The 24214-nt window shown below is 62.4% G+C and carries 24 protein-coding genes; 7 read left to right on the top strand and 17 right to left on the bottom strand.

The genetic code is table 11. The features are described 5' to 3' along the window. Positions 1 to 3 precede the first annotated feature (3 nt). Together cobU and bla are read right to left on the bottom strand one after the other, a co-directional pair. Positions 4 to 546: a bifunctional adenosylcobinamide kinase/adenosylcobinamide-phosphate guanylyltransferase gene (gene cobU / locus G442_RS0103175; protein ID WP_035376136.1), complete on the bottom strand. Its 543-nt coding sequence runs from the start codon at positions 544 to 546 to the stop codon at positions 4 to 6. Positions 547 to 652: 106 nt separating this feature from the next. Continuing rightward, the gene (gene bla, locus G442_RS0103180; RefSeq protein ID WP_026396807.1) at positions 653 to 1510 is read right to left on the bottom strand and encodes a class A beta-lactamase; all 858 of its coding nucleotides are present in this window, start codon (positions 1508 to 1510) and stop codon (positions 653 to 655) included. Between the two features lie 251 nt (positions 1511 to 1761). Here bla and cobT point away from each other — a divergent pair, with 251 nt between their 5' ends. Genes cobT through G442_RS24865 form a run of 4 tightly spaced genes read left to right on the top strand, consistent with a single transcriptional unit; the run spans position 1762 to position 4276 of the window. Continuing rightward, positions 1762 to 2796, top strand: a complete 1035-nt coding sequence (gene cobT, locus G442_RS0103185; RefSeq protein ID WP_026396808.1) for a nicotinate-nucleotide--dimethylbenzimidazole phosphoribosyltransferase — start codon at positions 1762 to 1764, stop codon at positions 2794 to 2796. After that, positions 2793 to 3554: an adenosylcobinamide-GDP ribazoletransferase gene (gene cobS / locus G442_RS0103190; RefSeq protein ID WP_051291879.1), complete on the top strand. Its 762-nt coding sequence runs from the start codon at positions 2793 to 2795 to the stop codon at positions 3552 to 3554. Before cobT ends, cobS begins: the two co-directional genes overlap by 4 nt. Positions 3555 to 3578: 24 nt before the next feature. Beyond that, a complete protein-coding gene (locus tag G442_RS0103195; protein ID WP_026396810.1) occupies positions 3579 to 4064 on the top strand; it encodes a hypothetical protein in 486 nt (161 codons plus the stop codon). Further along, entirely contained in the window at positions 4061 to 4276 is a 216-nt protein-coding gene (locus G442_RS24865; protein WP_146882153.1) for a hypothetical protein, read from the top strand. The genes G442_RS0103195 and G442_RS24865 overlap by 4 nt, the downstream gene beginning before the upstream one ends. 7 nt (positions 4277 to 4283) lie before the next feature. Here the strand turns inward: G442_RS24865 and G442_RS20695 are convergent, their stop codons facing one another. From G442_RS20695 to G442_RS24870, 7 genes are all read right to left on the bottom strand, one after another. Next, the gene (locus G442_RS20695) at positions 4284 to 5489 is read right to left on the bottom strand and encodes a serine hydrolase domain-containing protein (protein ID WP_035376137.1); all 1206 of its coding nucleotides are present in this window, start codon (positions 5487 to 5489) and stop codon (positions 4284 to 4286) included. A 237-nt stretch (positions 5490 to 5726) separates the two neighbouring features. After that, positions 5727 to 6176 carry a RidA family protein gene (locus G442_RS0103205; RefSeq protein ID WP_051291880.1) on the bottom strand — a complete coding sequence of 150 codons (450 nt, stop codon included), beginning with the start codon at positions 6174 to 6176 and terminating at the stop codon, positions 5727 to 5729. 148 nt (positions 6177 to 6324) lie between these two features. Beyond that, entirely contained in the window at positions 6325 to 6936 is a 612-nt protein-coding gene (locus G442_RS0103210) for an HAD family hydrolase (RefSeq protein ID WP_246789311.1), read from the bottom strand. After that, a complete protein-coding gene (locus G442_RS0103215) occupies positions 6933 to 7403 on the bottom strand; it encodes a hypothetical protein (RefSeq protein WP_026396813.1) in 471 nt (156 codons plus the stop codon). The genes G442_RS0103210 and G442_RS0103215 overlap by 4 nt, the downstream gene beginning before the upstream one ends. An 18-nt stretch (positions 7404 to 7421) precedes the next feature. Next, positions 7422 to 8561, bottom strand: coding sequence for a DegT/DnrJ/EryC1/StrS family aminotransferase (locus G442_RS0103220; protein ID WP_026396814.1), 1140 nt, complete (start codon positions 8559 to 8561; stop codon positions 7422 to 7424). Beyond that, on the bottom strand, positions 8558 to 10570 hold the full coding sequence (locus tag G442_RS0103225; RefSeq protein WP_026396815.1) for a polysaccharide biosynthesis protein: 2013 nt from the start codon (positions 10568 to 10570) through the stop codon (positions 8558 to 8560). Before G442_RS0103225 ends, G442_RS0103220 begins: the two co-directional genes overlap by 4 nt. Before the next feature lie 10 nt (positions 10571 to 10580). Next, complete coding sequence (locus G442_RS24870) at positions 10581 to 10763, bottom strand: hypothetical protein (RefSeq protein WP_154660340.1); 183 nt, start codon at positions 10761 to 10763, stop codon at positions 10581 to 10583. Here G442_RS24870 and G442_RS0103230 point away from each other — a divergent pair. Continuing rightward, a complete protein-coding gene (locus tag G442_RS0103230; RefSeq protein ID WP_026396816.1) occupies positions 10756 to 11838 on the top strand; it encodes an MraY family glycosyltransferase in 1083 nt (360 codons plus the stop codon). The genes G442_RS24870 and G442_RS0103230 overlap by 8 nt on opposite strands. 51 nt (positions 11839 to 11889) lie before the next feature. On the opposite strand, the gene G442_RS0103235 is transcribed toward G442_RS0103230, so the two are convergent. The 3 genes from G442_RS0103235 to G442_RS0103245 form a co-directional block, all read right to left on the bottom strand. Beyond that, positions 11890 to 12336, bottom strand: coding sequence for a hypothetical protein (locus G442_RS0103235; RefSeq protein ID WP_026396817.1), 447 nt, complete (start codon positions 12334 to 12336; stop codon positions 11890 to 11892). A 775-nt stretch (positions 12337 to 13111) separates the two neighbouring features. Next, the gene (locus G442_RS0103240) at positions 13112 to 13534 is read right to left on the bottom strand and encodes a MarR family transcriptional regulator (protein ID WP_146882157.1); all 423 of its coding nucleotides are present in this window, start codon (positions 13532 to 13534) and stop codon (positions 13112 to 13114) included. 150 nt (positions 13535 to 13684) lie between these two features. Next, on the bottom strand, positions 13685 to 15097 hold the full coding sequence (locus tag G442_RS0103245) for a leucyl aminopeptidase family protein (RefSeq protein WP_026396819.1): 1413 nt from the start codon (positions 15095 to 15097) through the stop codon (positions 13685 to 13687). A gap of 154 nt (positions 15098 to 15251) precedes the next feature. Here G442_RS0103245 and G442_RS0103250 point away from each other — a divergent pair, with 154 nt between their 5' ends. Together G442_RS0103250 and fdxA are read left to right on the top strand one after the other, a co-directional pair. Next, complete coding sequence (locus G442_RS0103250) at positions 15252 to 17903, top strand: helicase-related protein (RefSeq protein ID WP_246789312.1); 2652 nt, start codon at positions 15252 to 15254, stop codon at positions 17901 to 17903. A 212-nt stretch (positions 17904 to 18115) separates the two neighbouring features. Further along, the gene (gene fdxA, locus G442_RS0103255; protein ID WP_026396821.1) at positions 18116 to 18448 is read left to right on the top strand and encodes a ferredoxin FdxA; all 333 of its coding nucleotides are present in this window, start codon (positions 18116 to 18118) and stop codon (positions 18446 to 18448) included. Between the two features lie 496 nt (positions 18449 to 18944). Here fdxA and cyoD read toward each other — a convergent pair whose 3' ends face one another. The 5 genes from cyoD to G442_RS0103280 all read right to left on the bottom strand — a co-directional run bounded on the left by cyoD (position 18945) and on the right by G442_RS0103280 (position 24064). Then, positions 18945 to 19277, bottom strand: a complete 333-nt coding sequence (gene cyoD / locus G442_RS0103260) for a cytochrome o ubiquinol oxidase subunit IV (protein ID WP_026396822.1) — start codon at positions 19275 to 19277, stop codon at positions 18945 to 18947. Continuing rightward, a complete protein-coding gene (gene cyoC / locus G442_RS0103265) occupies positions 19277 to 19882 on the bottom strand; it encodes a cytochrome o ubiquinol oxidase subunit III (RefSeq protein WP_026396823.1) in 606 nt (201 codons plus the stop codon). The genes cyoD and cyoC overlap by 1 nt, the downstream gene beginning before the upstream one ends. Further along, positions 19882 to 21873 (bottom strand): cytochrome o ubiquinol oxidase subunit I, encoded by a 1992-nt coding sequence (gene cyoB, locus G442_RS0103270; RefSeq protein ID WP_026396824.1) that lies wholly within the window; start codon positions 21871 to 21873, stop codon positions 19882 to 19884. Before cyoB ends, cyoC begins: the two co-directional genes overlap by 1 nt. A gap of 5 nt (positions 21874 to 21878) precedes the next feature. Further along, on the bottom strand, positions 21879 to 22802 hold the full coding sequence (gene cyoA, locus G442_RS0103275; protein WP_026396825.1) for a ubiquinol oxidase subunit II: 924 nt from the start codon (positions 22800 to 22802) through the stop codon (positions 21879 to 21881). Positions 22803 to 23299: 497 nt separating this feature from the next. After that, entirely contained in the window at positions 23300 to 24064 is a 765-nt protein-coding gene (locus G442_RS0103280; protein ID WP_026396826.1) for a Bax inhibitor-1/YccA family protein, read from the bottom strand. Positions 24065 to 24214: the final 150 nt, after the last annotated feature.

Below are 24214 nucleotides of genomic sequence, written 5' to 3' on the forward strand. Positions count from 1 at the left end.
CTCCTATTTGAGACGCAGCGGAAGCCCGGCAGCCAAAAACACGACCTGTCCCGCGTCACGCGCGATGCGCTGATGCAGCAATCCCGCTTCATCACGAAAACGCCTGCCGAGCGGAGTTTCCGGCGTCAGCCCCAACCCTACCTCGTTCCCGACCAGAATCGTCGGCGCAGCACGCCGGACCAGCGCCTCCATCAACCCTTCCGACGCCGCCGCGATATCGCGTTCGTCGAGAATGAGGTTCGTCAGCCAAAGCGTCAGGCAGTCCACCAGCACCGGAGCGGTCCCCGCCCGGTCCAGAACACCGGGAAGATCGAAACGCTCCTCGACAGTCCGCCACCCGTCTTTCCGATCTGCGCGATGTTTATCGATCCGCCGCGCCATTTCCTCGTCCCCGGCATGTGCGGTCGCAACGTAAATCCACGGCGTGGGCAATGCGGTGATCAGGGCTTCGGCGTACCGGCTCTTGCCCGAACGCGCGCCGCCAAGAACAAGAACCGTTCCGTCCAGCCCCGTCAGATCCGGCGTCAGAACCACCTCAGGCGTCATCAGAATCGTTCCCCCACCGCTACGCGGCTTTTCCGGAACGGACGCCGCGCGTAATTTTCCTACTCCGGGGAATCGTGGCGTCTTGCCGCGCAGCCCGCCCGAAGCCTCACCCTAGCGTCTCCGCGACAAGCGCGCCGACGCCGGCGAACGCCGACGCCAGTTGCGCGTCGGTCGGCGTTCCGCCCCTCGTATAAACCGCTACGATGATCGGGGCGTCCGGCTTCGGCCACAGCACCGCGATGTCGCCCGCCGCATCCTTCGCGTTGTTGCCGGTCTTGTCGCCCACGCGCCACGTCTTGGGAAGACCGGCGCGCAGGCGGTTCGCCCCGGTCTGACACCCGACCAGCCACCCGGTCAGCAACGCCCGCGACGAGTCCGACAGCACGTCCCCCAGCGCCACGCGTTGCAGGATCTTCGCCATCGACGACGGGGTCGTCGTGTCGCGAACGCCGCCGGGGGGCGTCCGATTGAGATACGGCTCCGGATCTTCAAGGCGCGTCTGCGTGTCGCCAATCGAACGCCAGAACGCCGTCAGAGCCGCAGGGCCGCCAATGCTCGAGAGAAGCAGCGTGGCGCAGGTGTTGTCGCTTTGCTCCACCGCCGCCTGACACATCTCTGCGACCGTCATCGAACCGCGCGCCAGATTCTCCCTGGCGACGGGCGCATACCAGTCCGGCACGTCCGCTTTCGTATAAGCGATAATCCGATCGAGTTTTTCCTGTCCCCGGTCGACGCGGCGCAACACGCAGGCAGCGAGCGACGCCTTGAACGTGCTGCACATTACGAAGCGTTCGTCCGCACGCCACAGCAGTTTGCGCCCGGTCGCAAGATTTTCGGCATAAACGCCTATGTGACCACGGCTCTCGCGCTCATACGTCGCAATCGCCTGAGGCGCGGCCGGAACCGCGTAGGCTGGAGACGCCAGAACTACCGAGCCATACTGAAGCAAGCGCCGACGTCGCATGTGTTCCGCCTGTGTTAGGAATTAAGTGCGTCACGCCTGATGAAGCGAATTCCGGGCTTTTGTGTGTCGCATTCGGAACGGAATAAGCATTTTTCGGCGCGAGAAGCGCGAAAATATCTTTCATTGACGACACCTTTCCCATTGCCGCCGCGCAACGCCACATCCGCAAGCCTCTCGACTCCTGTGTCAGAGACGAGCGAACGCCCACACCCGGCTTGCCGCCCACGCCCGAAGGCCGCACATACCGGAACATGCCAGAATCTTTCCCCACTCTCGCAGCGCTCCGCGACGCCGCCACATCGCTCTGGTCCGGCGACGCCGAGGCCGAGGCGAGGGCCATCGCCCGCGACCATATACTGACCAAGCCGCCCGGCAGCCTCGGTCGGCTGGAAAGCATCGCCCGATGGCACGCCCGCTGGCGACGCGGACGGCCTATGACGATGGAGCGCATCGACGTCATCGTGTTCGCAGGCAATCACGGGGTCGTGGCGCAAGGCGTCTCCGCATGGCCCTCCGCCGTCACGGCGCAGATGGTGGGGAATTTCCGCAACGGCGGCGCAGCGATCAACCAGTTGTCGCGCGTCGCAGGCGCAACGCTTCGCGTCGTCGAAGTCGCCGGTCTGGCGCCGACAAGCGACTTCACGACCGGTCCGGCGATGGACGAAACCGCGTTCCTCGCCGCCGTGGACCTCGGTTACGCCTCAGTGTCGCCGGAGGCCGACCTGCTCTGTCTGGGAGAGATGGGCATCGGCAACACGACTGTCGCCGCCACTCTGTCCGCCGGGCTGTTTGGCGGAAGCGGGACGGAATGGGCCGGGCGCGGCGCCGGGATCGACGACGAAGGATTGGCCCGCAAGGCGCGCGCCATCGACGCGGCGCTTTCACTGCACGGCGGCGTCGCGTCCGATCCTCTGGAAGCCGCACGTAGGCTGGGAGGTTACGAACTCGCCGCAATCATGGGCGCAACGCTTGCCGCCCGACGCCACGGCGTGCCTGTGCTGCTGGACGGGTTCGTCTGCACGGCCGCCGCCGCCCCTCTCGCCCGGTTGGCGCCTGACGGACTCGACCACGCGCTGCTGTCGCATCGTTCGGCGGAAGCGGGGCATACACGGCTGGCCGTCGCACTGGGGATGGAGCCTCTGCTCGACCTCGGCCTGCGGCTCGGCGAAGCGTCAGGAGCCGCACTTGCCGCGCCGCTCGTGCGGGCGGCTGTCGCCTGCCACGCCGGAATGGCGACTTTCGATTCTGCTGGCGTCGCTACAGGCGATGACGCCTCTGCGCCATGATGCGCGCTGTCCGCGCTGACTTCGCCTGCGGGCTGGGACTTCTCACCCGCCTGCCAACGGGGTGGTTGCGGGCGGACGGCACGACCATGTCCATGGCGCGTTCCTCCTGGACATGGCCGCTCGTCGGCGCGTTGATCGGACTGGTCGGCGGTGCCGCGATGGAGGCGCTGCGCGCGTTTGGCCTGTCGCCGCCTGTCGCCGCCCTGTGCGCGCTGTGCGTCCAGACGTTGCTGACAGGCGGACTGCATGAGGACGGGCTGGCCGATGTCGCGGACGGGTTCGGCGGCGGGCGTGATCGGGAACGGAAGCTCGCCATCATGCGCGACAGCCGCATCGGCAGTTACGGCGCTCTTGCGCTGGTCCTGACGACAATGCTGCGCGCCAGCGCGATAGCCGCGATTCCTGCCGACAGGGTGCTGGCGGCGCTGGTTCTCGCATCGGCGGCTTCACGCGGCGCGCTGCCGCTCGTCATGACCCTGCTGCCGCCCGCGCGCGAGGATGGGTTGGGACGGTCTGTTGGCAAACCGCCGGTGTTCGTCGTGGCTTTTGGGCTGGCTGCGCCGCTCGCGTTCTTACTATGTACGCCCAACCCCTTCCACGAGCTTGTAAGCTGGGCCGCATCTATTGCCGCAACCGGAGCAGTCACATTACAGGCACGGCGGCAAATTGGCGGATACACTGGCGACACGCTAGGCGCATCTGTAATAGTTTCAGAGAGCATGAATTTAGTTTCAGAAAGCGCACAACTTTTTCGATAAAAATTTTCCACTCAGGATCACGCCATGCCTGCACATCAGATTGCGGCCGATAATTCGATATTTTTCCATCTGATTGCAAAGATACTATCTCACAAAACTGATTTTTTGACGCTTCTTGTGTCGTTTCTATCGTTGGTCGTATCAGCCATGTCCTGGCGGGCAACCAATGGGCAGATGAAAATTGCGGAAAATCAATACAAAATATCGTTGTACGAAAAACGAATGGAGAGATTCGAATCTTACTGTAATAAAGTTCAAGAAGTAGCGTCCATTCTTGATCAACCATTAGCAACGACAGCTCTGAAGGATATCCTTCACGATTGCATGCGTGTTTTTTATAGCCAATTCGAAAAGGACAGCCCTATCGGAATCGCCATCGACGCCTGCATGACTTACAATACCATGAATTTATTATACAAAAGAAAATGTTTTTCTTACCAAGAAAGAGAACGCGAAATTAGCGACATCAACAACATTGCAAAAATAACCAAAAAAAAGAACAATCAATGACACAAGATTTAGACTTTCTCTCACAAGAAATAAAATTGATAGGAGATATTTTGATGCAGAACTATAATGAATATCAAATTCAAATACTCAACGCTCGTGAGTGGATGCATGAACAGCTATATGTTCCTGACGCACCAAGTTACAAACCTGCGGTGTTTAGAAATTTTATAAACAAAATAAAAATGAAAGCAAAATTTCTCAGAAAAAATTAAGACTATTCTATTTCGCCAAAACATCCACAACCGCATGTGCAAACGCGTTCGAATCCACGGGATCTTCCATGATCGGCTTGGGCCGCGCCCGTAACTCGACGATCATCGTCTTGCGCGCCGGATTCAGATAGATACGCTGCCCGAAAATACCACGCGCCGAAAAGGCGCCGTCCGAAAATCCACCGTCACGGTCCGACGTCGGCCACCACATGTAGCCGTAGTCCAGCCGATCGCCGCCCGAAAGCGTCCTTGGACGTCCCGCTTCAGCAAACCAACCGTCTGGAAGAAGGGATTTTCCGTCGATACATCCGCCATTCAGGACGAACAGCCCAAAACGCGCGAAATCACGAAGAGTCGCGTTCAGGCCCATGCCCGCCGTCTCCGTACCATCCGCCGCATCGAGCCACCAATGCGCTTCATGCTCCATCCCAAGTGGTTTCCACAGTTTTTCCGAAAGATATTCCGACAGCGATCGCCCCAGCGCCGCACGCAACAGATAGCCCATGACGCAGGTCTCGCCCGTGCTGTAATTCCAGACCGCACCGGGTTTCGCCACGCGCGGCAGACTCGTCATCAAATCCAGGATCGCGCCGGGACGGCCGGCGGACTGTAGCGCCAGCATCCGGCGACGATCCGATGACGGATCAGTATAGGTCTCGTTCCACCCGACGCCTGATGTCATTTGCAGGAGATTGCGGACCGACACGCCCTGATAAGCGCCGCCCTTCAACTCTGGAAGGTATTGCTCAAGCATGTCGTCCAGACTGCCGATCAGGCCATCCTTGATCGCCATGCCGACCAGAGTGGTGCTGACAGACTTGGCGACGGACATGGACGGCCAGAACGTCGTGGGTCCAGCCCCGAGGTCATAATGCTCCAGAACGACCCGACCTTCATGCGCGATCAGCACCCCCGCAACCCGGTTTAGGGAGAGGTAGTCATAAAAATCGTTTACCTTGCCTGCAGTCTCCACTTTCAGGCCGAGCAGATTCCGCAACGCGCCGTCATCGTACGCCAGCGACCGCGGCTCGCCGCGCCGGACAACGCGGCATGGCAGAATGTCGCGCAATGCCGAGAACACCTCGACCTGCCGGTCGGGAGGCAGCGCACCGTCATAAACGCGCGCCAGAAGCTCCGCCTTTCCAGCGTCGCGTTGCTCGATGACGTTCGCCCACGCTGAAAGAACCGTTGTCGTCACAGCCGTATCGTCCACAGTTTATTTTGTTACGATATCGGTTTTGTTTTATGGACGCCACCCCGACGACGCCGCGGAGCGTCACATGGCGCAACCAGCCCCCATCACGCAGACAATGCGTGCAAACCACGAACTTGCAGATGACGGCAAAGACTCATGAACGCTGTGCAAAGTCGGGAAAGCGCAAAAAAGAAAAGGAGGCGGACCGCAACAGCGTTCCGCCTCCTCTTTTGAAACGACCTGAATTCGTGACGCTTACTTCGGTTTGACGGCGATGCCCATGACCTCATAGTGAGCGCCGCCCAGGAGGCTTCCGGCCCCGATGAAAGCGCGAGCAGGCATCGGCCCCTTGAAGTAGGTCCGGTAAACGGCGTTGAACGCCGCAAAATTCTTGAGGTCAGAGGCGAATATCTGCACCCAGACGAGGTCGTCCATCGTCAGACCAGCCTTCTCGACTGTCTTTTTGATGTTATCCAGCACGATTTTGGCGCCGGCGGTCGCGTCGAGGGCCGGTTTGCCCGTGGCCGGGTCATGATCAGTGGTGCCGGAGATGTAGAGCGTGTCGCCAGCCATGACGGCACTGCTGAACGGCGGAGCGGTCGTGACACTCGCCGGCACCCCCTCAGGAGCGAAATGCTCGACTGTAGCGGCGTGCGAAGCCGTGGAAACCAGCATTGCAAGAGCGACGGGAGCGACGTAGCGCATGATGACCTCGTTTGTGAGAAGCTTCTTTCGATAGCAACGCCTGGGAAATTATTGCGATTCCATTGTGAAAACAACTCACGCACAGCCCCGGCGCGCCTGAGAGGCCGCAACTCTCCGACAATCATGCAACGAGCACTCTTGCGGCGCCTTAAACGGCAGCCTGACCGCCTGCCCTGTCCTCAGCCCAGCCCCGGACATCGAACGCCCGCATGCCTGCCGCCCGCGCCGCTTCCAGCCCCTCGTCGCTGTCCTCCAGCACCACGCACCGTCCGGGGTCCACACCCAGTCCCTGCGCAGCAAGAAGGTAAATTTCGGGATCGGGTTTCGGGTTTACGACATCCTCGACCGTCACGACCTCCGCGAAGGCCTCCCGCAGCCCGATGGCCGCCAACGATGCCTCGACAACCTCACGCGAACCGCTCGACGCCACGGCCAGCGGCAGGCGGCCGCGCCATTCCCGCGCCAGCGCGACCACGGGCGTGTTTTCACGCACGGCGTGCAGACGATCGATCACGCCGCGCCGGGCGGCGGAAATGACCGCGTCGTGATCCAGAGCAACGTTGAAGGCCTTGTCGACGGCCGCCAACAGCATCCGCTCCGCGTAGCCGCCTTTTCCCCTGAACCATTCCGGCGGCAGGTCGATCCCGCCAACCTCAAGCACAGCGGCGCGCCACGCCGTCAGATAGAGCGGCAAGGTGTCGACCAGCGTTCCGTCGCAGTCGAAAATCAGCGCTGCGACGTCGCCGGAAATTTCAATCACGGAAAGGCCGATTTCTGATAGGCGCCGCCGTCGACCAGCTTGCCCAACGGCGCGAACTCCGCGGCGCTGAACGTTTCCGTACGCACTTTCTTCCCGTCCGGCGCCTCGACGAACACCGTGTCGTTCCAGTCCGCGGCGCTGATCCCGGTCCACAGCGTCAGCGTGATCGGGTCGGACTTGCCGTCCCGCTGGGCCTGAAGCTCCAGTCGCGCGTCTCCGCTCGAAGGCGGCGTCTGGCTGAGCGGCCCCCACCCGTGCGTGTGGTGTTGAAGCCAGTCGTTCACCGTCGCGATTTCCGCGGCGTTCAACTGCCGGACGCGCCGCATCGGCCCCACGAAAATTTTCCCGGCCGTGACTTGCGGAAACGTCACCGGCTTGAAATTCGGCAACGCCGCCAGCCAGATGACGCTTGCCGTTCCGATGGTGAACACCAGAAAAGCGATGATGAAGACGACTTCTTTCCTCATGACCCTGACCCCGTCCGATCAGCCGCGCACGGCGGCGATCACACGGGCGACCTCCGCGTCCGTCAGTTCAGGCTGAATCGGCAGCGCAAGAATACGCTCGGCCAGCGAGTCTGAAACCGGCAATGTCGCGCCGTCATGATGGTCGCGATACGCAGGCTGCCGGTGCAACGGCAGCGGGTAATAGATCGCAGACGGAACGCCCGCCGCTTTCAATCGCTCTTGCAACGCCGCCCGCGCCGCCGTGTCCGGCAGCAGGATCGCATAGATCGCCCAGGCGCTGACCCCGCCCGGCACACGCGCAGGCACGGTCACGACGTCGCGCAATCCGGCGTCATAAGCGCAGGCGATTTCCTCACGCCGCGCCAGTTCCGCCTCGAAAAAATCCAGCTTCGCCAGCAGCACCGCCGCCTGCAACGTGTCGAGCCGGCCGTTCATGCCGGTGCGCAGAACTTCGTACCGCGTGCCACCCTCGCCATGCGTCCGCAACGAACGATACAGCGCCGCGCGCTCCGCATCGTCAGTCAGGATCGCCCCGCCGTCGCCATAACCGCCCAGCGGTTTGGACGGGAAGAAAGACAGCGTCGTAGCCGTCGCCTCCCGCCCCAGTTTGCGTCCGGCATAGGAGCCGCCGAAGGACTGCGCGCAGTCGTCGAGCAGGAACAGGTTGTTCTCCGTCGCGATGTCGCGCAACTCGGCCCATGGCGCAGGCTGACCGAACAGGTCGACGCCGACGATGGCGCGCGGCTTTAGCTTGCCCGCCCTGCGCACGTCGGCAATGCGCGCACGCAGGCTCGCGGGATCGATCTGGAATGTCGCGGGATCGACGTCCACGAAAACCGGCGTCGCGCCGAGCACAAGCGGCACCTCGGCCGTCGCCGTGTAGGTGAACGCTGGCAAGAACACCGCGTCGCCGCGCCCGATCCCCTCCGCCATCATGACGATCTGCAACGCGTCGGTGCCGGAGGACACGCCGACGCAATGTGCGGCGCCAGCGTAGGTCGCGAGTTTTTCCTCCAGTTCCACGACTTCCGGTCCCATCACGAAGCGGCAATGCGCCAGCACCGCGTCGATCCGCGCGCGCAGCGCCTCACCCATCCTGCGCTGTTGCGCCGCGAGGTCGAGAAACGCGATGGGGGCCAACTCTGACGACGTGCTCATGAAACCAGTCTCTCCCTGCCCAAGGCGGTTCCGGGCGCGGCGTCGGAAGCGGCTTCTCCCGCATCCGTCGGCGTCGCGCCCGTGCTGTTGTGAACGAATTCGGGCACAAGGGCCGTAAGCGCTGCAATCGCCTCAGCCGCATTGCCGTCATGCGCGCAGGCCGCGATCCTGTCCACGGCCGCCGAGACCTGCCGCAAATCCACGACGCGCGGCGTGGCGATCAACAGACCCGGCGCATCTGTCGGCGCCGGGGCCTCCCGCCCGTGGAACAACTCCTCGAACAGCTTCTCGCCCGGACGCAGGCCGGTGAAGCGGATCGCCACGTCCTCGTCAGGCCGCAGTCCCGCCAGCCGGATGATGCGCCGCGCAAGATCGACGATCTTCACGGGTTGCCCCATATCGAGCACGAAAATCCCGCCGTCGCGCAGCATCGCGTCCGTGCCGCTTTCGTCGTGATCCAGCACGACGACGGCGCCCCGCACGCTGGCCTGCAACACCAGCCCGACAGCCTCCGGCACCGTCATGAAGTAGCGACGCATATCGGGATGCGTGACGGTCAGCGGTCCGCCGCGTTCAAGCTGCCTGCGGAACAGCGGCACGACCGATCCGGTCGAACCGAGGACGTTGCCGAAGCGCACAGTCACGCAACGCATGGCGTCGCGACGCCCGGACGCCCGCGCGGCGATGTCGAGCGCCTGACAATACATTTCGGCAGCGCGTTTGCTTGCGCCCATCAGGCTGGACGGATTCACCGCCTTGTCGGTCGAGATCACCACCATCGCCTGCGCGCCGTGCCGCGCGGCTGCATCGGCGACGATGCGCGTGCCGAGCACATTGGTCAGCAATCCCTCACACGGGTTGCTCTCGACAATCGGCACATGCTTGAGCGCGGCAGCATGGAACACCAGCGCCGGGCGATAGGTCTCGAACACGCGTTCGATCCGTCCCGCGTCGCGCACGTCAGCGACGACGATGTCGCGCGCAGCCGGATGCGCCTGCTCGCCCAGTTCGACGTCGATCCGCCACAGCGCGTATTCGCCGTTATCGACCAGAACGAGACGACTCGGTCCGAAGGAGGCGATCTGGCGCGCCAGTTCGGAACCGATCGAACCGCCCGCGCCCGTCACCATCACCACACGGTCGCGGATCATGCGATCCATGCCCTCGCGATCCAGCGGCACCTGCGGACGGTTCAGCAGATCTTCCAGAGCCACAGGCCGCAGCTCAACCCGGTCGGCGGGCGTAAGCGCCGTCAACACCGGCGCGCGCATGACCTCGACGCCATGCGCCTCGGCCGCGTCCAGCACGCGGCTCAACCCTTCCCCACGGAAATTCGGGTCCGTCACCACCAGACTGTCCGGCAACGCCTTGCGCTGCGCCATGCCGTCAAGCAGCGCCGCTATTTCGGTGACGTGCCCGAGAATTGGAACGTTATGAATGCGCCGCCCGGCCTGATTCGTCCCCTGCCCGATCAGCCCCGTGACGCGTACGCCCGAGCCGTCGTTGCGGTCGATCGCACGCAGGAACAGATCCGCGACCTGATCCGCGCCGACCAGCACCACGCGCCGCTGCGCCGCGCTGCGACGGCCAAGCACATTGAACATGCGATAGGCAGCGCGCAGCCCCCCGAGCATGACGATCAGGGTCAACGCGTAGATGATCGGGAACGCCGGGCTCGGCAGCGGATAGCCGGTAACGGCTAGTCCGGCGGTGAACAGCGCGGCGCTGGCGATCGACGCCCCGGTGATTCCCAACATGTCGGACATGCCGGAGAACCGCCAGTATTGCTGCGGCATCCGGAACGGCAGCCCGCTGACCAGCAATGTGATCGCGCCTCCCGCCAGCAGCCAGAGCGGGTGCAGCAGCCCTTCCTGCGGCGCGGCGAGCCAGCGCGCGACCGGCGCGGCGAGCGCGGCCACCGTCCCGTCGAGCAGGACATTGACGAGAATACGGTTGAACGGCCGCAGCCGGGTGCTTATCGGCGCGACTTCCGGACGTTGCGGTGCCATCACCATAGCCCTATAGCCCACCCTCGCGCTGGCTAGAAGGAACCAACGCAGCTTTCCTCTGCGCCGACCGTTCGACGCAGGCCAACCAGACGCGATGAGCCAACCCGCCGCCTCCCCGGATACGCTCCGAAGAGCGCGGGCGACCGCCCTTCGCGCCGCCCGCTGCTCCCGGTTGAAGGCGACTGATGCCCATCACGCTTCCCTCCATCGCCCTGCTGCTCCTCGCCGCCATGATCTCTGCGCTGCTGATCCGCCGCATGATCGCCGTGGCTGTCCTTGACACGCCGGTTCATCGCAGCGCGCATACACAACCGACGCCCAAAGGCGGCGGCGTCGGCGTGATCGGCGCATTTCTTCTGGTGCTTCCTCCGCTCCGCGCGACTCTTGGCCTGCCTGCGCTTACGGCGCATGTCGCCGTCCTGTGGGTCGCCGTCGCGGCGTTGGCGATCGTGTCGTGGATCGACGACGTGAAGCAATGGTCGCCGTGGGTGAAGCTGGCGGCGCAAATCGGCGCAGCAATGCTGGTGACAGCCTGCGTGTCGCCGCTTCCAGGACCTCTTGGCGCGTGGGTCGGCGCGGCCATCGCCCTGCCGTGGCTGCTGTTCGTGACCAACGCCGTGAATTTCATGGATGGGCTGAACGGGCTGGTTTCGGGCGTTCTGTGCCTGTCCTTCGCCTGCCTTGCCCTGCTTCCGTCAGCCGCCGCAACTACCGGCCTGCGCGCGGAGTCGGCGTTGCTCGCCTGCACGTTGCTGGCCTTCATACCGTTCAACTTCCCCCGTGCGCGCATTTTCATGGGCGACGTGGGCAGCCAGAGCTGTGGGCTGCTGATCGGAGCGGCCGCGCTCGCGGGCGTCCGCCCCGACGCAAGCGGTCTCTTCGATCCCTCGACGGCGATCGAAGTTCTCTGCCTGATTGCGGGGCTCTTATACGACGTAGGCGTCACACTCTGTCGCCGCGCTCTCGCCGGAGAACGCCTGCTGGAGGCGCACCGTGGCCATCTGTATCAAGTAGCCTATCGCGTCGGCATGCCGCGAACGACGGTGGCGCTGATCCACTGGGGCTTCGTGCTGTGGGGCGCGACATGGTTCACGCTGCTGCGCCCATCGTTCATTGCAATGGGCGCCGCCACGGGGACCACAACTGCGGAAGCAGTCGGCCACATCAGCGCCCTGCTGTCGCTTCTGGGGCTGATCGCTCTACCGCAACTCGTCTGGACGAGCGTTGTCGTATCTCTGGAACGCCGTCGGCCTCTCGACCGCTGGTGACGCCGCAAGCGGCGCCACGGGCGGAAAAACTCCGCCCGGACAGCGTTCGTCTTACTGCTTGAGAGTGAAAGTGATGCCACTGGCGGCAGCGGCCAGACGGGCGCCTTTGGACGCCATCTCGATCTTGATGCGCACGCCGTTCTTGTTTTCAAGAACCTTGCCGCCGATACCTTCGCCCAGCGTCGCCTCACCCGCAGCGGCTGCGTACGTTCCTGCGAAATCTTCGGCGCGGTGCAGGTTGTAAACCGTACCCTTGCCTGTCGCTTCCGAATAACCGACGGCGGCGATCGTGCCGCCCGTCACCGAGAAATGATATTTCTTGTGGTTATAGGTCAGCGTCGCGTCGCCCCACGTGTAACCAACGCCAACATCCGCCGACTTGGCCGTAAGAACCACCGTGGCGGTCGGCGAACCCAGAGCGTCGCCTGCCGCTACTGACGGCGTGGCGATGGTCGCGAGAGAAAGAGCCGCTACAGCGGCGATCGGTGCAAAACGCATGAAGATCTTCCTTTTTTAAATCTTGCTGGCGCTGTTCCCATGTGTGCGGGAACACGTCGAAGCAAGGCTGAGAGCGCAACCGCGTCCGGCTTCAGCCCACATCGTGTTTCAACGTTCTCACCCGCCCATGGTTTGCGGCGACGACGTGTTTCACAACAGGGCGCCCGTTTGAAAAAGCGCTTTCCCTGCCTACAGACACGCAACGAACCCGCCCCGGAGCATATTCTGGCGCTCATCACGGAAGGTTTGCGGAAAATGTGACGATGCGCCTCCACCAACGCGAATCCGCATGTATCTTCATGCGTCTGCAAGACGTCAAAAGAAAGGCGCCTGTGCGTTTGTGAGCCATGATCCGATGCACGACTCCTGCATTCATTGAGACGAGACAGACTTTTTCCCGTGAGGTCTGATATGCCGAACCGACTCACGGACTCCGCCCTTATCTGTGGCACTGAAGAGATTCACCCACTCCACGGATTCCACCGGAATGAGCGGGGCGCGTATCCCGGCGCCCCTGATCGATCAAAACCGAAAACACCGCTCCCGCGTGAAGACGCAAGAAGGTTCGGGAAAAAGCAACGCCTGCGGACGCACGCCTCTCCCAAACATTCGGTCAATATGCACCGGCGCCAAAAGAAAAAAGCCGCACCCCAAAGGGACGCGGCTTTTTTAGACTTCGCTCGGACAACGCTGCTCAAAGCGCGGCGTCCGAACCGCAAAGATCGTCGCTTCGCCGGCGAAACCTCCAAACGAGAAGAACCCGGCTCGAGCGCGATCAGGCGGCGCGAGCGCGAACCGTCTTCTCTTCGACAGCCTTTTTCGGCGCGGCGGATTCGCCCATGATCGAACGAATTTCGCGCAGATAAGCGGCGCCCTTCAGCGTGCGCTGCACCAGCACCGAGCGACGATCGAGCGGATCGACCTTGCGACGGGCCAGATCCAGCTCACCGAGACGGTCGAGCGCGCGGGTGATCGCAGGCTTCGAAACGTTCAGTTCCGCGGCGAGGCCACGCACCGTGTGTCCTTCTTCCTGCAGATAGCAGGTGAGGAACACGGCGAGCTGGCGCGCCGAAAGATCGGGGCCGTCACGACGAACGAGGGATACGATCGTCTCGCGCAACGTGGTGACGAGGGCGTCGGCGGCGGCGTTGTTCTGAGCCTTGGCGCCCTTGATGGGGGCGGTTTTGGTCTGAGCCATGATAGTAAACTCCTTAACTCTTTCGGGCCGGGAGTCGTTATCCCGGTCAGGCCGGTCGGGACCGGCGCTTCACATGCGACGTCATATAGAACGTCTCTGGCGAAAATAAACCGCACCTGAATAAATAGTTCTTCATGGGAATCATTATTCTCACGAATGTAATATATCGTTCAGGTTCAGCAACGTCGGCAACGCGGCGAAAATCGCACGTAACCCCATGATTTCGCCGCCTTCCGGACGCCCAGGACGCGAACTGTCGTTCCACGCGTAGCTATCAATATGTGCCCAACACACAGCTGGGTCGACAAAACGTTCAAGAAACAAAGCCGCGGTTATTGCCCCCGCGAAAGGCTTGGATGAGACATTGTTAATATTTGCGACCGGGCTGCGCAGCCAATCACGGTATCCATCCCATAGCGGGAGACGCCACAACGGGTCGTATACCGCACGGCCGGCTTTCAGGAGCGCCTCTGCCGCCCGGTCGTCATTGCCCAGCAATGCTGGCAGATCGGGTCCCAAGGCGACCCGCGCCGCTCCCGTCAACGTCGCGACGTCGAGCAGAAGGGCGGGCTTCGACTCACAGGCTTCGCTCAACAGATCGGCCATGACCAGACGCCCTTCCGCGTCAGTGTTCCCGATCTCCACCGTCAGGCCATTGCGCGCCGTTACGACATCCAGCGGGCGCATGGCAGAACCGGACACCGAATTCTCGACGCAGGCGAACCGAGCCTCCAGCCGGATCGGCAGATCGCGCGCCATGATCAGGCGAGCCAGCGCCAGCACCGTCGCGGCGCCGCCCATGTCCTTCTTCATTCGCAACATGCCCGCAGACGGCTTGATGTCGTTGCCGCCGGCGTCGAAACACACGCCCTTGCCGACAAGCGACAGCAGCGGCGCATCAGGCGCCGCGCCAGACCCGCTCCAGGACGCAACGACCACGCGCGGTTTGCGTGCGGATCCGGCTCCAACATGCGCGACCAGCGGATATTCCTTCGCCAGCGCCTCACCCTTCACGACCTTCGTCTTCGCGCCGAATGGCGAGAGCGCGCCGACGACAGCCTTCGCCAGTTCGGCCGGCCCCAGAAGATTCGCCGGCAGGTTGATCAGGTCCCGCCCCAGCCAGATCGATCTGGCCGTCTCCAGCGCCTCGGCGCCAGGACTCTCCTCCACCAGGGTCGCCGCCGCCGACTTGCTTCCCTCCCTCAACGAGAATCGGTAGGCGCCAAGCGCGAAACCCAGCGTCGCCACCGAGCGGTCGACGTCGGGCGGAAGGTCGAGTCGCCACGCGCCTTTCGGTAATCCGCCAGGCAGCCCGCCGAAAGGCATCGGGTCCGATACGCCCTCAGGCGGCAATCCCAGCAACGCTGACACGCCGCTTCTCCCATCCGGCACGATCATGAGTTCACCGGGACGCGCGGAAAATCCCACAGCCGCCGCATATCCCGCGGCCGCTTCGCCCACGATACGCGTCAGGGTCTTCACGTCGCCCGCCCGGACGCCGTGAACAATGCGCGACGCCTTCCGACGCCCCGTCGTGACGCATTCGATCTCCCTTACCGCCATAGTCTTCCCACGCTCCAAAAATCCGGCATTAACCCTCAGGCTGCCCCCGCAGGCCCGTCCACGCAATCCGTCAGCACGACGTCGGGCAACCGAGTATGCGCGGCGAACAGGAAAGGACGCTTGCAATTCGTGAAAACCAGTCCACGATGGCGGTATGACAGGGTCGCATGGCGGACGGGTTCCGGGCCTGACGGCGCGGATCTCAGAAAACGGTTCCCCCCCGGCGCGTAACGGCGCCGCATCCCCTGCCTTCGCCGCACGCATGGCGTCGCGAGGGCCCGACGCCTCTGGCGCGCCGCATCCTCATGCGATCCTCGGGCCGACCAACACCGGAAAAACCCATTACGCTATCGAGCGCATGCTGGCGCATCCGTCCGGCGTCATCGGCTTCCCACTGCGTCTTCTTGCTCGCGAAAACTACGACCGCATGGTCGCCGCCAAAGGGGCCGCGCGCGTGGGCCTCATCACCGGTGAGGAGAAGATCGTTCCTCCCGGCGCACGCTGGTTCTCCTGCACGGTCGAGGCGATGCCCACGGACCGCAGCGTCTCCTTTCTGGCTGTGGACGAAATCCAGCTCTGCGGCGACCCCGAGCGCGGGCACGTCTTCACCTCGCGCTTGCTGCATGCGCGCGGACAGGACGAGACGCTCTTCCTCGGCTCAGAAACCATCGCGCCTCTCATGCGCCAGCTTGTGCCGGACGCAATCATAGAAACGCGCCCCCGCCTGTCGGCGCTGACCGCGACGGGCGCGACGCGACTGGAAAAATTGCCGCCTCGCACCGCGATCGTCGCGTTCTCCGCCGCCGAGATTTACGCCATCGCCGAACTGATCCGCAGCAGACGGGGAGGATGCGCCGTCGTCATGGGGCAGATGTCGCCCCGCACGCGCAACGCGCAGGTGGCGCTGTATCAGGACCGGGAGGTCGATTACCTCGTCGCCACGGACGCGATCGGCATGGGGCTGAACATGGATATCGGCCATGTCGCTTTTGCCGGCCTGTCCAAATTCGACGGCCTGCGTCGCCGCAACCTCCTCGCGCCGGAAGTCGCACAGATCGCCGGACGCGCCGGACGCGGCGCGCGCGACGGCACGTTCGGGACCACCGGACAATGCCCCGCCATTCCCGACGCAATCATCGAAAGCGTCGAGACGCACCGCTTCGATCCGCTGCAACGACTCTACTGGCGCAATATCGATCTGGATTTCGGTTCGCCTGGCGCCCTGCTCCGCAGCCTGTCTCGTCCGTCGCCCGCACGGGGCCTGCAAGCGAGTCCGCAGACCAGCGACGCCCTGACGCTGGCGGCGCTGGCGGCGGACCCCGAGATCGCAGCGTCGGCGGCGACAGGCGGCAGAACACGTCTGCTATGGGACGTGTGTCAGATCCCCGACTTCCGTAAGCTCGGCGAACAGAACCACACGCAACTCTGCGCCCGGATCTACGATCGTCTGGCGTCCGGTAAACGCCTGCCGGGCAGCCTTCTTGAAGAACAACTCGCACGGCTGAACAACATCGAGGGCGACGTCGACACGCTGATGCAGCGTCTGGCGGGCATCCGCATCTGGTCCTACGTCGCAACCCGCGAAACATGGGTCTCCCACGCCCCGCTCTGGCAGGAGCGGACGCGCGCGGTGGAGGACGCCGTGTCGGACGCCCTGCACGAACGACTGACCGCCCGCTTCGTCGATCGACGCGCCGCGCATCTGATACGCCTGCTGGACGGCGACGACCGGACGCCCCTGCTGTCGGCCGTTCGTAAAGACGGAGAAGTGATCGTCGAGGGCCATGCCGTGGGACGCATCCACGGTTTCGAGCTTCACCTGGACAAGAACCTGCCGGAGACCGACCGCGCCACGCTGGGCCGCGCTGCGCGTCGGGCGATGCGAACCGAACTGCCCGCCCGTGTCGCCGCCTGCTGCAACGCCCCCGATTCCACTTTCTCGCTGGACGAGCGACGTGGCGAGATTCTGTGGGACGGCGCGGTCATCGTCCGCCTGCGCTCTGGTCGCGACCCATTGCATCCTGCGTTGGAGACGCGTGGAGACGGACTGCTCGACAGCCAGCAAAAAGACCGGATCAAGACGCGCGCCGGGGCCTTCCTTCGCGCGCATATCGAGCGGGACCTCGCCCCGCTGTTCCGCGCGACCGACGCCGCAGCGTCCGATCCGACCATGAGGGGCCTCGTCCATCAGTTGACCGAAGGTCTCGGACAGGCTCGACCGACGCAACCGCTGCGCCAACGCGGCCGATTGTCCCGTCTGGGGATAGCGGCGCTGGAAGGAGCGGGCTCGCTCGATGTGCTCTATCTCCCGCAATTGCTCAAGCCACGCCGCATGCGGCTGCGCGCCCTTTTACTGGCGATCCACGACAATGCGCCGCCGCCGGAACTCCCCTCCGACAGCGCCGTGGTCGTCCCGGCCGACCAGTTTCCCCATCGGCTGCTGTCGAGACTTGGGTGGCCCGAACTGGGACCGGTGCGCATGCGGCTGGACGCGGCGCAGCGGCTCGCAAACCGTCTTGCGGCGCTGACCCGCGACAGCGCGGTCGCCGCGCCCGCCGACATCCTTCAGGTTTCAGGACTCAGGCGCGAATGCCTGAGAGAGGCGTTGCTGGCCATCGGTTTCAAAATCGCGCCGCCGCCGCCATTGCCTGCAGGGATGTTCGGGCCCTCTCCGGCGCTGATTCTCTCTCGCCGAAAGCAGCCCCGCCGGGTAGAGCCGAAGCGCGCGTCCGCCCGGCCGAACGCCGTGAAAGACGGTCCATTCGCCGCGCTTTCGAGTCTGCTTGGGGCAGGAAGCGGCCTTTAACGCAGCGCTCATTTGCGTCGCAATCCGTTCCGAATGCGTCCGCCCGGGCCGCGCCTTGCACCGGTTGGCCCGGAGGCGCCCAAAACGCGGGCTTGCCTCGCGGCCAAAACCCTCGCATATCAACCCGTCCTGAGAAATGGGAGCCGTCCACGCGACCGCCCCGCGACACCAAAGTCGGCGATGCGCCGACCTTCTGACGATCGGAGAGAGCGATGACCTACGTGGTCACTGAAAACTGCATTCGCTGCAAGTTCATGGATTGCGTGGAAGTCTGCCCGGTGGACTGCTTCTACGCCGGTGAGAATTTCCTGGTCATCAACCCGGACGAATGCATCGATTGCGGCGTGTGCGAACCGGAATGTCCGGCTGAGGCCATCTTCCCCGACAGCGACGACCGCGCCGCCGCATGGGCCGAGATCAACGCCAGCTACTCGACGCAGTGGCCGAACATCACCCGCAAGGGCGCCCAGCCCGCCGACGCAGAAGAGTGGAAAGACAAGCCGAACAAAAAAGAGCTGTTGTCGTCTGCGCCCCACAAAGACTGACGCCTCTACAGGCCAGCGTATGTCCGCGCATGGACACGCGCTGTCCCCTCTCTTTGATCTGCGCTCCCGAAAAGACGGTCGCTGGTCGCGGCGTTTCGCGTCAGGCGCACAGGGCTTATCCCTGACAGCCAATTAAGCGACATTTACAAAGCAGGCCCATTGCAGTCCGCGGACGCCCGGCGCAGACATTCACCACATATACTGCGCGTCAGGCGCGCCACGGCGCATAGGTGAACGGTCGTAAGCCCGCCGCCAACTTCCCAAAGCGATAACCCGTTATTCTGAGTATGCGCCGTGAGCCGCGCGCACCAGAATCCCGACTTCGGCTGATGCAGGCCGGTGCGCATGCGTGGCGCCAGACGCCCCTCGCAGGATGAGACTGTCGCCCCAGGTTACGTTGCTGCTCCCATTAATGAAAAAGGCCTCGCGCGTGAACCGCGCGAGGCCTTTTTAAAACCGGAAGCCGGCGACTGGAGGCCGCCGGCAGGAACCGGAATTACCGCGACATCATGTGAGCCGAGGTATTCGTCATGATGAAGGCCGTACCCACGATGAAGATCGCGACGACCATCACCGTGAAGAGGAACACGTTGTTGTTCCACCGGTTCTCGGCCGTCGTGTTCATGTGCAGGAAGTAGATCAGGTGGACGACCACCTGAACCGCCGCCAGAACCGAGATCGCCGTCAGAGCGCCAGTCGGAGACAGGGCGCCGCTGGTGGCCACCATGAAGGCCGCGACCGTAAGAACGACCGCGAGAACGAACCCGATAACATATGAGCGCACGCTGCCGTGGCTCGCGTCGTCATGACCGCTGTGATGCGTGCTCATCAGATCATGCTCCCCAGATAGACGAACGAGAACACGCAGATCCAGACGATGTCGAGGAAGTGCCAAAACAGGCTCAGCATGGTGAGCTTGTTCATCATCCGCTCCGAAATCTCCGTAACGCGCGAAAGCTGCACAACCAGCGTCACGATCCAGATCAGACCGCAGCTCACGTGCAGACCATGGGTCGAGACCAGCGTGAAGAAAGCGGACAGGAACGCGCTGCGATCCGGACCCGCGCCCTCGCCGATGAGATGTGCGAACTCGTTGATTTCAAGACCGACGAAGCCCAGGCCAAGCAGGAACGTGATGGCCAGCCACAGCTGAACGGATCTGATCGCGCCCTTGTGGGCGGCGATCATTCCGAAGCCGTAGGTGATGCTCGATACGAGCAGCAGCGCCGTCTCCATCGCAAGGCCGGAGATCTCGAAGAGCTCCTTCCCCGTCGGACCGCCAGCGTACTGGTTGCGGAAAGTCGCAAACACAGCAAACAGCGTGCCGAAGATGATGCAGTCGGTCATCAGATACACCCAGAACCCGAACACCGTCGGCGGAGCGTGGTGTTCGTGATCCGAATGCGCGTCGTGGAAAGTTGTATCGTGCGCCATTACTCAGCCGCCTGTACCATGAGTTTGCGGGAGTGCTCGTTCTCGATCCGGGCGACTTCTTCAGCAGGGATGTAGTAGTCCACGTCCTGATTTGCGCTACGGATGATCACTGTCGCGAAAACTCCGATCAGCCCGATCGCAGCCAGCCACCAGATGTACCAGATAGCCGCGAAACCAAGCACCAGACTGAACGCGCCGACCATGAAGCCTGCGGCCGTGTTCTTGGGCATGTGGATCGGAGCATACGGGCCACCCGCGCCGCGCGTGTCGATGCCGTTTTCCTTGTCGTGCATGAACGCGTCCAGATCATGGACATGCGGCGTGATCGCAAAGTTGTAGATCGGCGGAGGCGAAGACGTCGACCACTCGAGCGAACGAGCGTTCCACGGATCGCCCGTGACGTCGACGTTCTGCGGCAAGTTGCGGTCGCGAATGGAGACGTAGAGCTGGATGACCTGACAGGCGATGCCGCAGAACACCAGAACCGCGCCAACTTCGGCGATCAGCAGCCAGGGGTGCCAGGCCGGGTTGTCGTAGTGGTTCAGACGACGGGTCATGCCGTCGAAGCCCAGCACGTAGAGCGGCATGAACGCCACGTAGAAACCGACAAACCAGAACCAGAACGCGGCCTTGCCCCACGCTTCGTTGAGCTTGAAGCCCAGCGCTTTCGGGAACCAGTAGTTCATGCCGCAGACATACCCGAAATACACGCCGCCGATGATGACGTTGTGGAAATGGGCGATCAGGAACAGGGAGTTGTGAAGAACGAAGTCAGCTGCGGGAATCGCCATCATCACGCCGGTCATGCCGCCGATGGTGAAGGTGATCATGAAGCCGACGGCCCAGTACATGGTGGCGTGGAACTCCACGCGGCCCTTGTACATCGTGAACAGCCAGTTGAAGAGCTTAACGCCAGTCGGGATCGAGATGACCATCGTGGCGATGCCGAAGAACGCATTGACGTCAGCGCCGGCGCCCATGGTGAAGAAGTGATGCAGCCAGACCAGGAACGACAGCACCATGATGGCGCAGGTCGCGTAGACCATGGTTGCGTAACCGAACAGCGGTTTGCGGGAGAACGTGGGCACGACTTCCGAGAACACGCCGAAGGCGGGCAGGATCAGGATGTAAACTTCAGGATGGCCCCAGGTCCAGATAAGGCTGAGGTAGAGCATCTGATTTCCGCCACCATCATTGGTGAAGAAATGCATACCCAGGTAACGATCAAGACCAAGCATACCCAGAACGACTGTCAGAACCGGGAACGCGACCATGATCAGAACGCACGCGCAGAATGCGGTCCAGGTGAACACCGGAACCTTCATCCAGGTCATGCCCGGAGCGCGCATCTTGACGATGGTGACGAAGAAGTTGACGCCCGTCAGCAGCGTGCCGACGCCTGAAAGCTGAACCGCCCAGATATAGTAATCAACGCCGACGCCCGGACTGAACTGCGTCTCCGACAGAGGCGGATACGCCAGCCAGCCGCACTGCGAGAATTCGCCAATGAACAGCGAGATGTTGATCAGGATAAAGGCGATCGCCGTCATCCAGAAGCTCAGGTTGTTCAGGAACGGGAAGGCCACGTCGCGCGCGCCGATCTGCAGCGGCACCACGAGGTTGAACAGGCCCGTCATGAACGCCATCGCCAGGAAGAAGATCATGATCGTCCCGTGCGCGGAGAAGATCTGATCGTAATGGTGAGGCGGTAGATAACCGGGATTTCCAGCATACGCGAGAGCGAGCTGGGTGCGCATCATGATGGCGTCGGCGAAACCACGTGCAAGCGCGACGAGCGCGAGCACGATGTACATGACCGCAAGGCGTTTATGATCGACAGAGGTGAACCACTCTTTCCAGAGATAGCCCCATTTGCCGTAATAGGTGATGAGCGCGAGCACGGCGATGCCGATGACCGCGACGCCCGCAAATGTGCCTACAAGAATGGGCACATCCACGGGGATGTCCGCGAACGATAATCTCCCTAGCATGAATCCTACTCCTTCATATTCATGTCGGACATCGCGGACTGCACGCGGATCATCTTGCCCGTGTTCTTGTCCATGACCATGCCGTTATTATATTTCGCGACGATGCCGTCGAAGAGGCTCGGCGCTACATGCGAATAGTATTTCACCGGATCGGCTTCGCTCGGAGCGGCCAGCTTTCCGTAGGTCTCGTTATCGAGCTGATCGGAAGAGGAACGCACCTTCTCAACCCATGAAGCGTACTGATCAGCCGGCATGGCGAGCGTACGGAACTTCATGTCGGAGAACCCGCGACCGCTGTAGTTGGCGGACTCGCCAGCGTAATCGCCAGGCTCGGACGCCAGCAGATGCAGTTGCGTCTGCATGCCCGCCATCGCGTAGATCATCGAACCAAGGCGCGGAATGAAGAACGAATTCATCACGGAATCGGAGGTGATGACGAAGTCCACCGGCGTGCCGACTGGGATCGCCAGCTGATTGACCGTCGCAATCCCCTCGTCGGGGTAGATGAACAGCCATTTCCAGTCGAGCGCGACAACTTCGACGTGCAGCGGCTTGGCGTTCGCTTCGTTGTCGAGCGGACGATAAGGGTCCAGCGAGTGGCAGGTCTGGTAGGTGATCACCGCCAGAAAAAGAATGATGATGCTGGGCACGCCCCAGATCACCACTTCAATCTTGTTCGAATGGGACCACTTCGGGAGGTACTCGGCGCTCGTATTCGACGCCCTGTATTTCCATGCGAAGTAGCACGCCAAAATGATTGTCGGGACAACCACAAGCAGCATGGCGACCGTTGATTCAACGATCAGAAACTTCAGCTGCTCTCCTACCGGGCCCTTGGGATCCAACACATCCAGGTTGCATCCCGCCAGCAGCAGCACTGAAGCCAGACCGCCCAGCCGGGCTGGCCCCTTCAGGTACCTATTTATCATCGTACGCCCCTCGGTTCTGACATACCTACAAGCCTTCAAAAAACAGACGCCGGGCCGCGACGCCGCAGTCCATCGTCTCGGACACAGAGTCCGCCCCAACAGGCGGATCGCATTGCCTTACGGCGAATCAATAATCCCTCAAGCTTGGCATCACAATCCGTCCAGCACGCGAGGAATTTCCACGCCTCCCCTTATCCGACCGAGATGGTTTACGGGACAAGTGTTCACGGATTATTTCAGTATATTTCAAATTCAGCGAAAATCCGGCTAGCGCAGCCAAAATCTAGGCTTTTTCTGGGCTGACGCTTTCACATGTTTGCCAACGTGGCGTCACCTCACGGCGAATAAGAGATATTTTAATGGCACCCAGACGCTTTACGCGACGCAGACACGCTAATTCGGCAGGCGTTTCGTCATCCGCGAGCCAAAATCCGGACACAAAAAAACCCGGGCGCCGAGGCGACCGGGTCAGGCAGTTCGGGATTCGCAACGCGACTCTAGTTGTCGCTGGTGCTCCGGACCCCCATGAACTGAAGCAGAAACTGAAACAGGTTGATGAAGTTCAGGTAGAGGTTCAACGCGTCGTAAACGCTGCGCTTCGCCGCCTGCTCCGGACCTTCGTAATAGGCGAACTGCGGATAGGTCACTTTGATGCGTTGCGTGTCGAACGCAGTCAGGCCGGTGAAGAGCAGCACTCCCACAACACTATATACAAAGTACACCGCCGGGCTGTGCAGGAACATGTTGACGAGGCCCGCGATCACCAGACCAAACAGCCCCATCATGAAGAACGATTGAAACCGCATCAGATTGGCGTTCGTCGAATACGCCCATAGAGACGTCGCGCCGAACGTGATCGCCGTCACCAGAAACACACGGGTTACGGACACGCCGGTGTAAACGAGAAAGATGTTCGAAAGGCTCGCGCCCATCACGGCGCAGAACAGCCAGAACAGCGTCTGCACAGCCTGCCTTGAGAGGCGGTTGACCCCGAAAGACATGACCAACACGAAGCCGAGCGGCGCGATCATCGCCAGCAACCCGAGACCGGTCGGGTGAATCGAGTAATCTTCGGCGCGGCGGAAGAAAAGGGCCTGCGCGCTCGTATTGGCGATCCCGTAGGCGACCAGAGCCGTCAAAAGAAGCCCCGACGCCATCCAGTTGTAAACGCGAAGCATATAAGCGCGCAGACCGGCGTCTACGACGGCGGATTGCACCCCTGCCGCAGATGGCGACGAACGAAAGTCGCGAGTGAACGACATAATTACCTCTCTCCCTTCCGGCCAGGCCGGACGACAACTGAATATATTTGGCGACAGGTCGCCAATTCAAGTCCTGCCTTAATTAGCAGACACTCGCAGGCGAGCCATAATTAAAGGTGAGTCATCCCCTCCCCAAGTTCCGGCGCCATT

Source organism: Acetobacter nitrogenifigens DSM 23921 = NBRC 105050, from assembly GCF_000429165.1.
GTDB classification, from domain to species: Bacteria; Pseudomonadota; Alphaproteobacteria; order Acetobacterales; family Acetobacteraceae; genus Acetobacter; species Acetobacter nitrogenifigens.

Bases quoted from the DNA above. Each gene is read 5' to 3' on its own strand.
- cobU (WP_035376136.1), bottom strand. From the start codon at position 546: ATGACGCCTGAGGTGGTTCTGACGCCGGATCTGACGGGGCTGGACGGA.
- bla (WP_026396807.1), bottom strand. From the start codon at position 1,510: ATGCGACGTCGGCGCTTGCTTCAGTATGGCTCGGTAGTTCTGGCGTCT.
- cobT (WP_026396808.1), top strand. From the start codon at position 1,762: ATGCCAGAATCTTTCCCCACTCTCGCAGCGCTCCGCGACGCCGCCACA.
- cobS (WP_051291879.1), top strand. From the start codon at position 2,793: ATGATGCGCGCTGTCCGCGCTGACTTCGCCTGCGGGCTGGGACTTCTC.
- G442_RS0103195 (WP_026396810.1), top strand. From the start codon at position 3,579: ATGCCTGCACATCAGATTGCGGCCGATAATTCGATATTTTTCCATCTG.
- G442_RS24865 (WP_146882153.1), top strand. From the start codon at position 4,061: ATGACACAAGATTTAGACTTTCTCTCACAAGAAATAAAATTGATAGGA.
- G442_RS0103205 (WP_051291880.1), bottom strand. From the start codon at position 6,176: ATGCGCTACGTCGCTCCCGTCGCTCTTGCAATGCTGGTTTCCACGGCT.
- G442_RS0103215 (WP_026396813.1), bottom strand. From the start codon at position 7,403: ATGAGGAAAGAAGTCGTCTTCATCATCGCTTTTCTGGTGTTCACCATC.
- G442_RS0103220 (WP_026396814.1), bottom strand. From the start codon at position 8,561: ATGAGCACGTCGTCAGAGTTGGCCCCCATCGCGTTTCTCGACCTCGCG.
- G442_RS0103225 (WP_026396815.1), bottom strand. From the start codon at position 10,570: ATGGCACCGCAACGTCCGGAAGTCGCGCCGATAAGCACCCGGCTGCGG.
- G442_RS0103230 (WP_026396816.1), top strand. From the start codon at position 10,756: ATGCCCATCACGCTTCCCTCCATCGCCCTGCTGCTCCTCGCCGCCATG.
- G442_RS24870 (WP_154660340.1), bottom strand. From the start codon at position 10,763: ATGGGCATCAGTCGCCTTCAACCGGGAGCAGCGGGCGGCGCGAAGGGC.
- G442_RS0103235 (WP_026396817.1), bottom strand. From the start codon at position 12,336: ATGCGTTTTGCACCGATCGCCGCTGTAGCGGCTCTTTCTCTCGCGACC.
- G442_RS0103240 (WP_146882157.1), bottom strand. From the start codon at position 13,534: ATGGCTCAGACCAAAACCGCCCCCATCAAGGGCGCCAAGGCTCAGAAC.
- G442_RS0103245 (WP_026396819.1), bottom strand. From the start codon at position 15,097: ATGGCGGTAAGGGAGATCGAATGCGTCACGACGGGGCGTCGGAAGGCG.
- G442_RS0103250 (WP_246789312.1), top strand. From the start codon at position 15,252: ATGACAGGGTCGCATGGCGGACGGGTTCCGGGCCTGACGGCGCGGATC.
- fdxA (WP_026396821.1), top strand. From the start codon at position 18,116: ATGACCTACGTGGTCACTGAAAACTGCATTCGCTGCAAGTTCATGGAT.
- cyoD (WP_026396822.1), bottom strand. From the start codon at position 19,277: ATGAGCACGCATCACAGCGGTCATGACGACGCGAGCCACGGCAGCGTG.
- cyoC (WP_026396823.1), bottom strand. From the start codon at position 19,882: ATGGCGCACGATACAACTTTCCACGACGCGCATTCGGATCACGAACAC.
- cyoB (WP_026396824.1), bottom strand. From the start codon at position 21,873: ATGCTAGGGAGATTATCGTTCGCGGACATCCCCGTGGATGTGCCCATT.
- cyoA (WP_026396825.1), bottom strand. From the start codon at position 22,802: ATGATAAATAGGTACCTGAAGGGGCCAGCCCGGCTGGGCGGTCTGGCT.
- G442_RS0103280 (WP_026396826.1), bottom strand. From the start codon at position 24,064: ATGTCGTTCACTCGCGACTTTCGTTCGTCGCCATCTGCGGCAGGGGTG.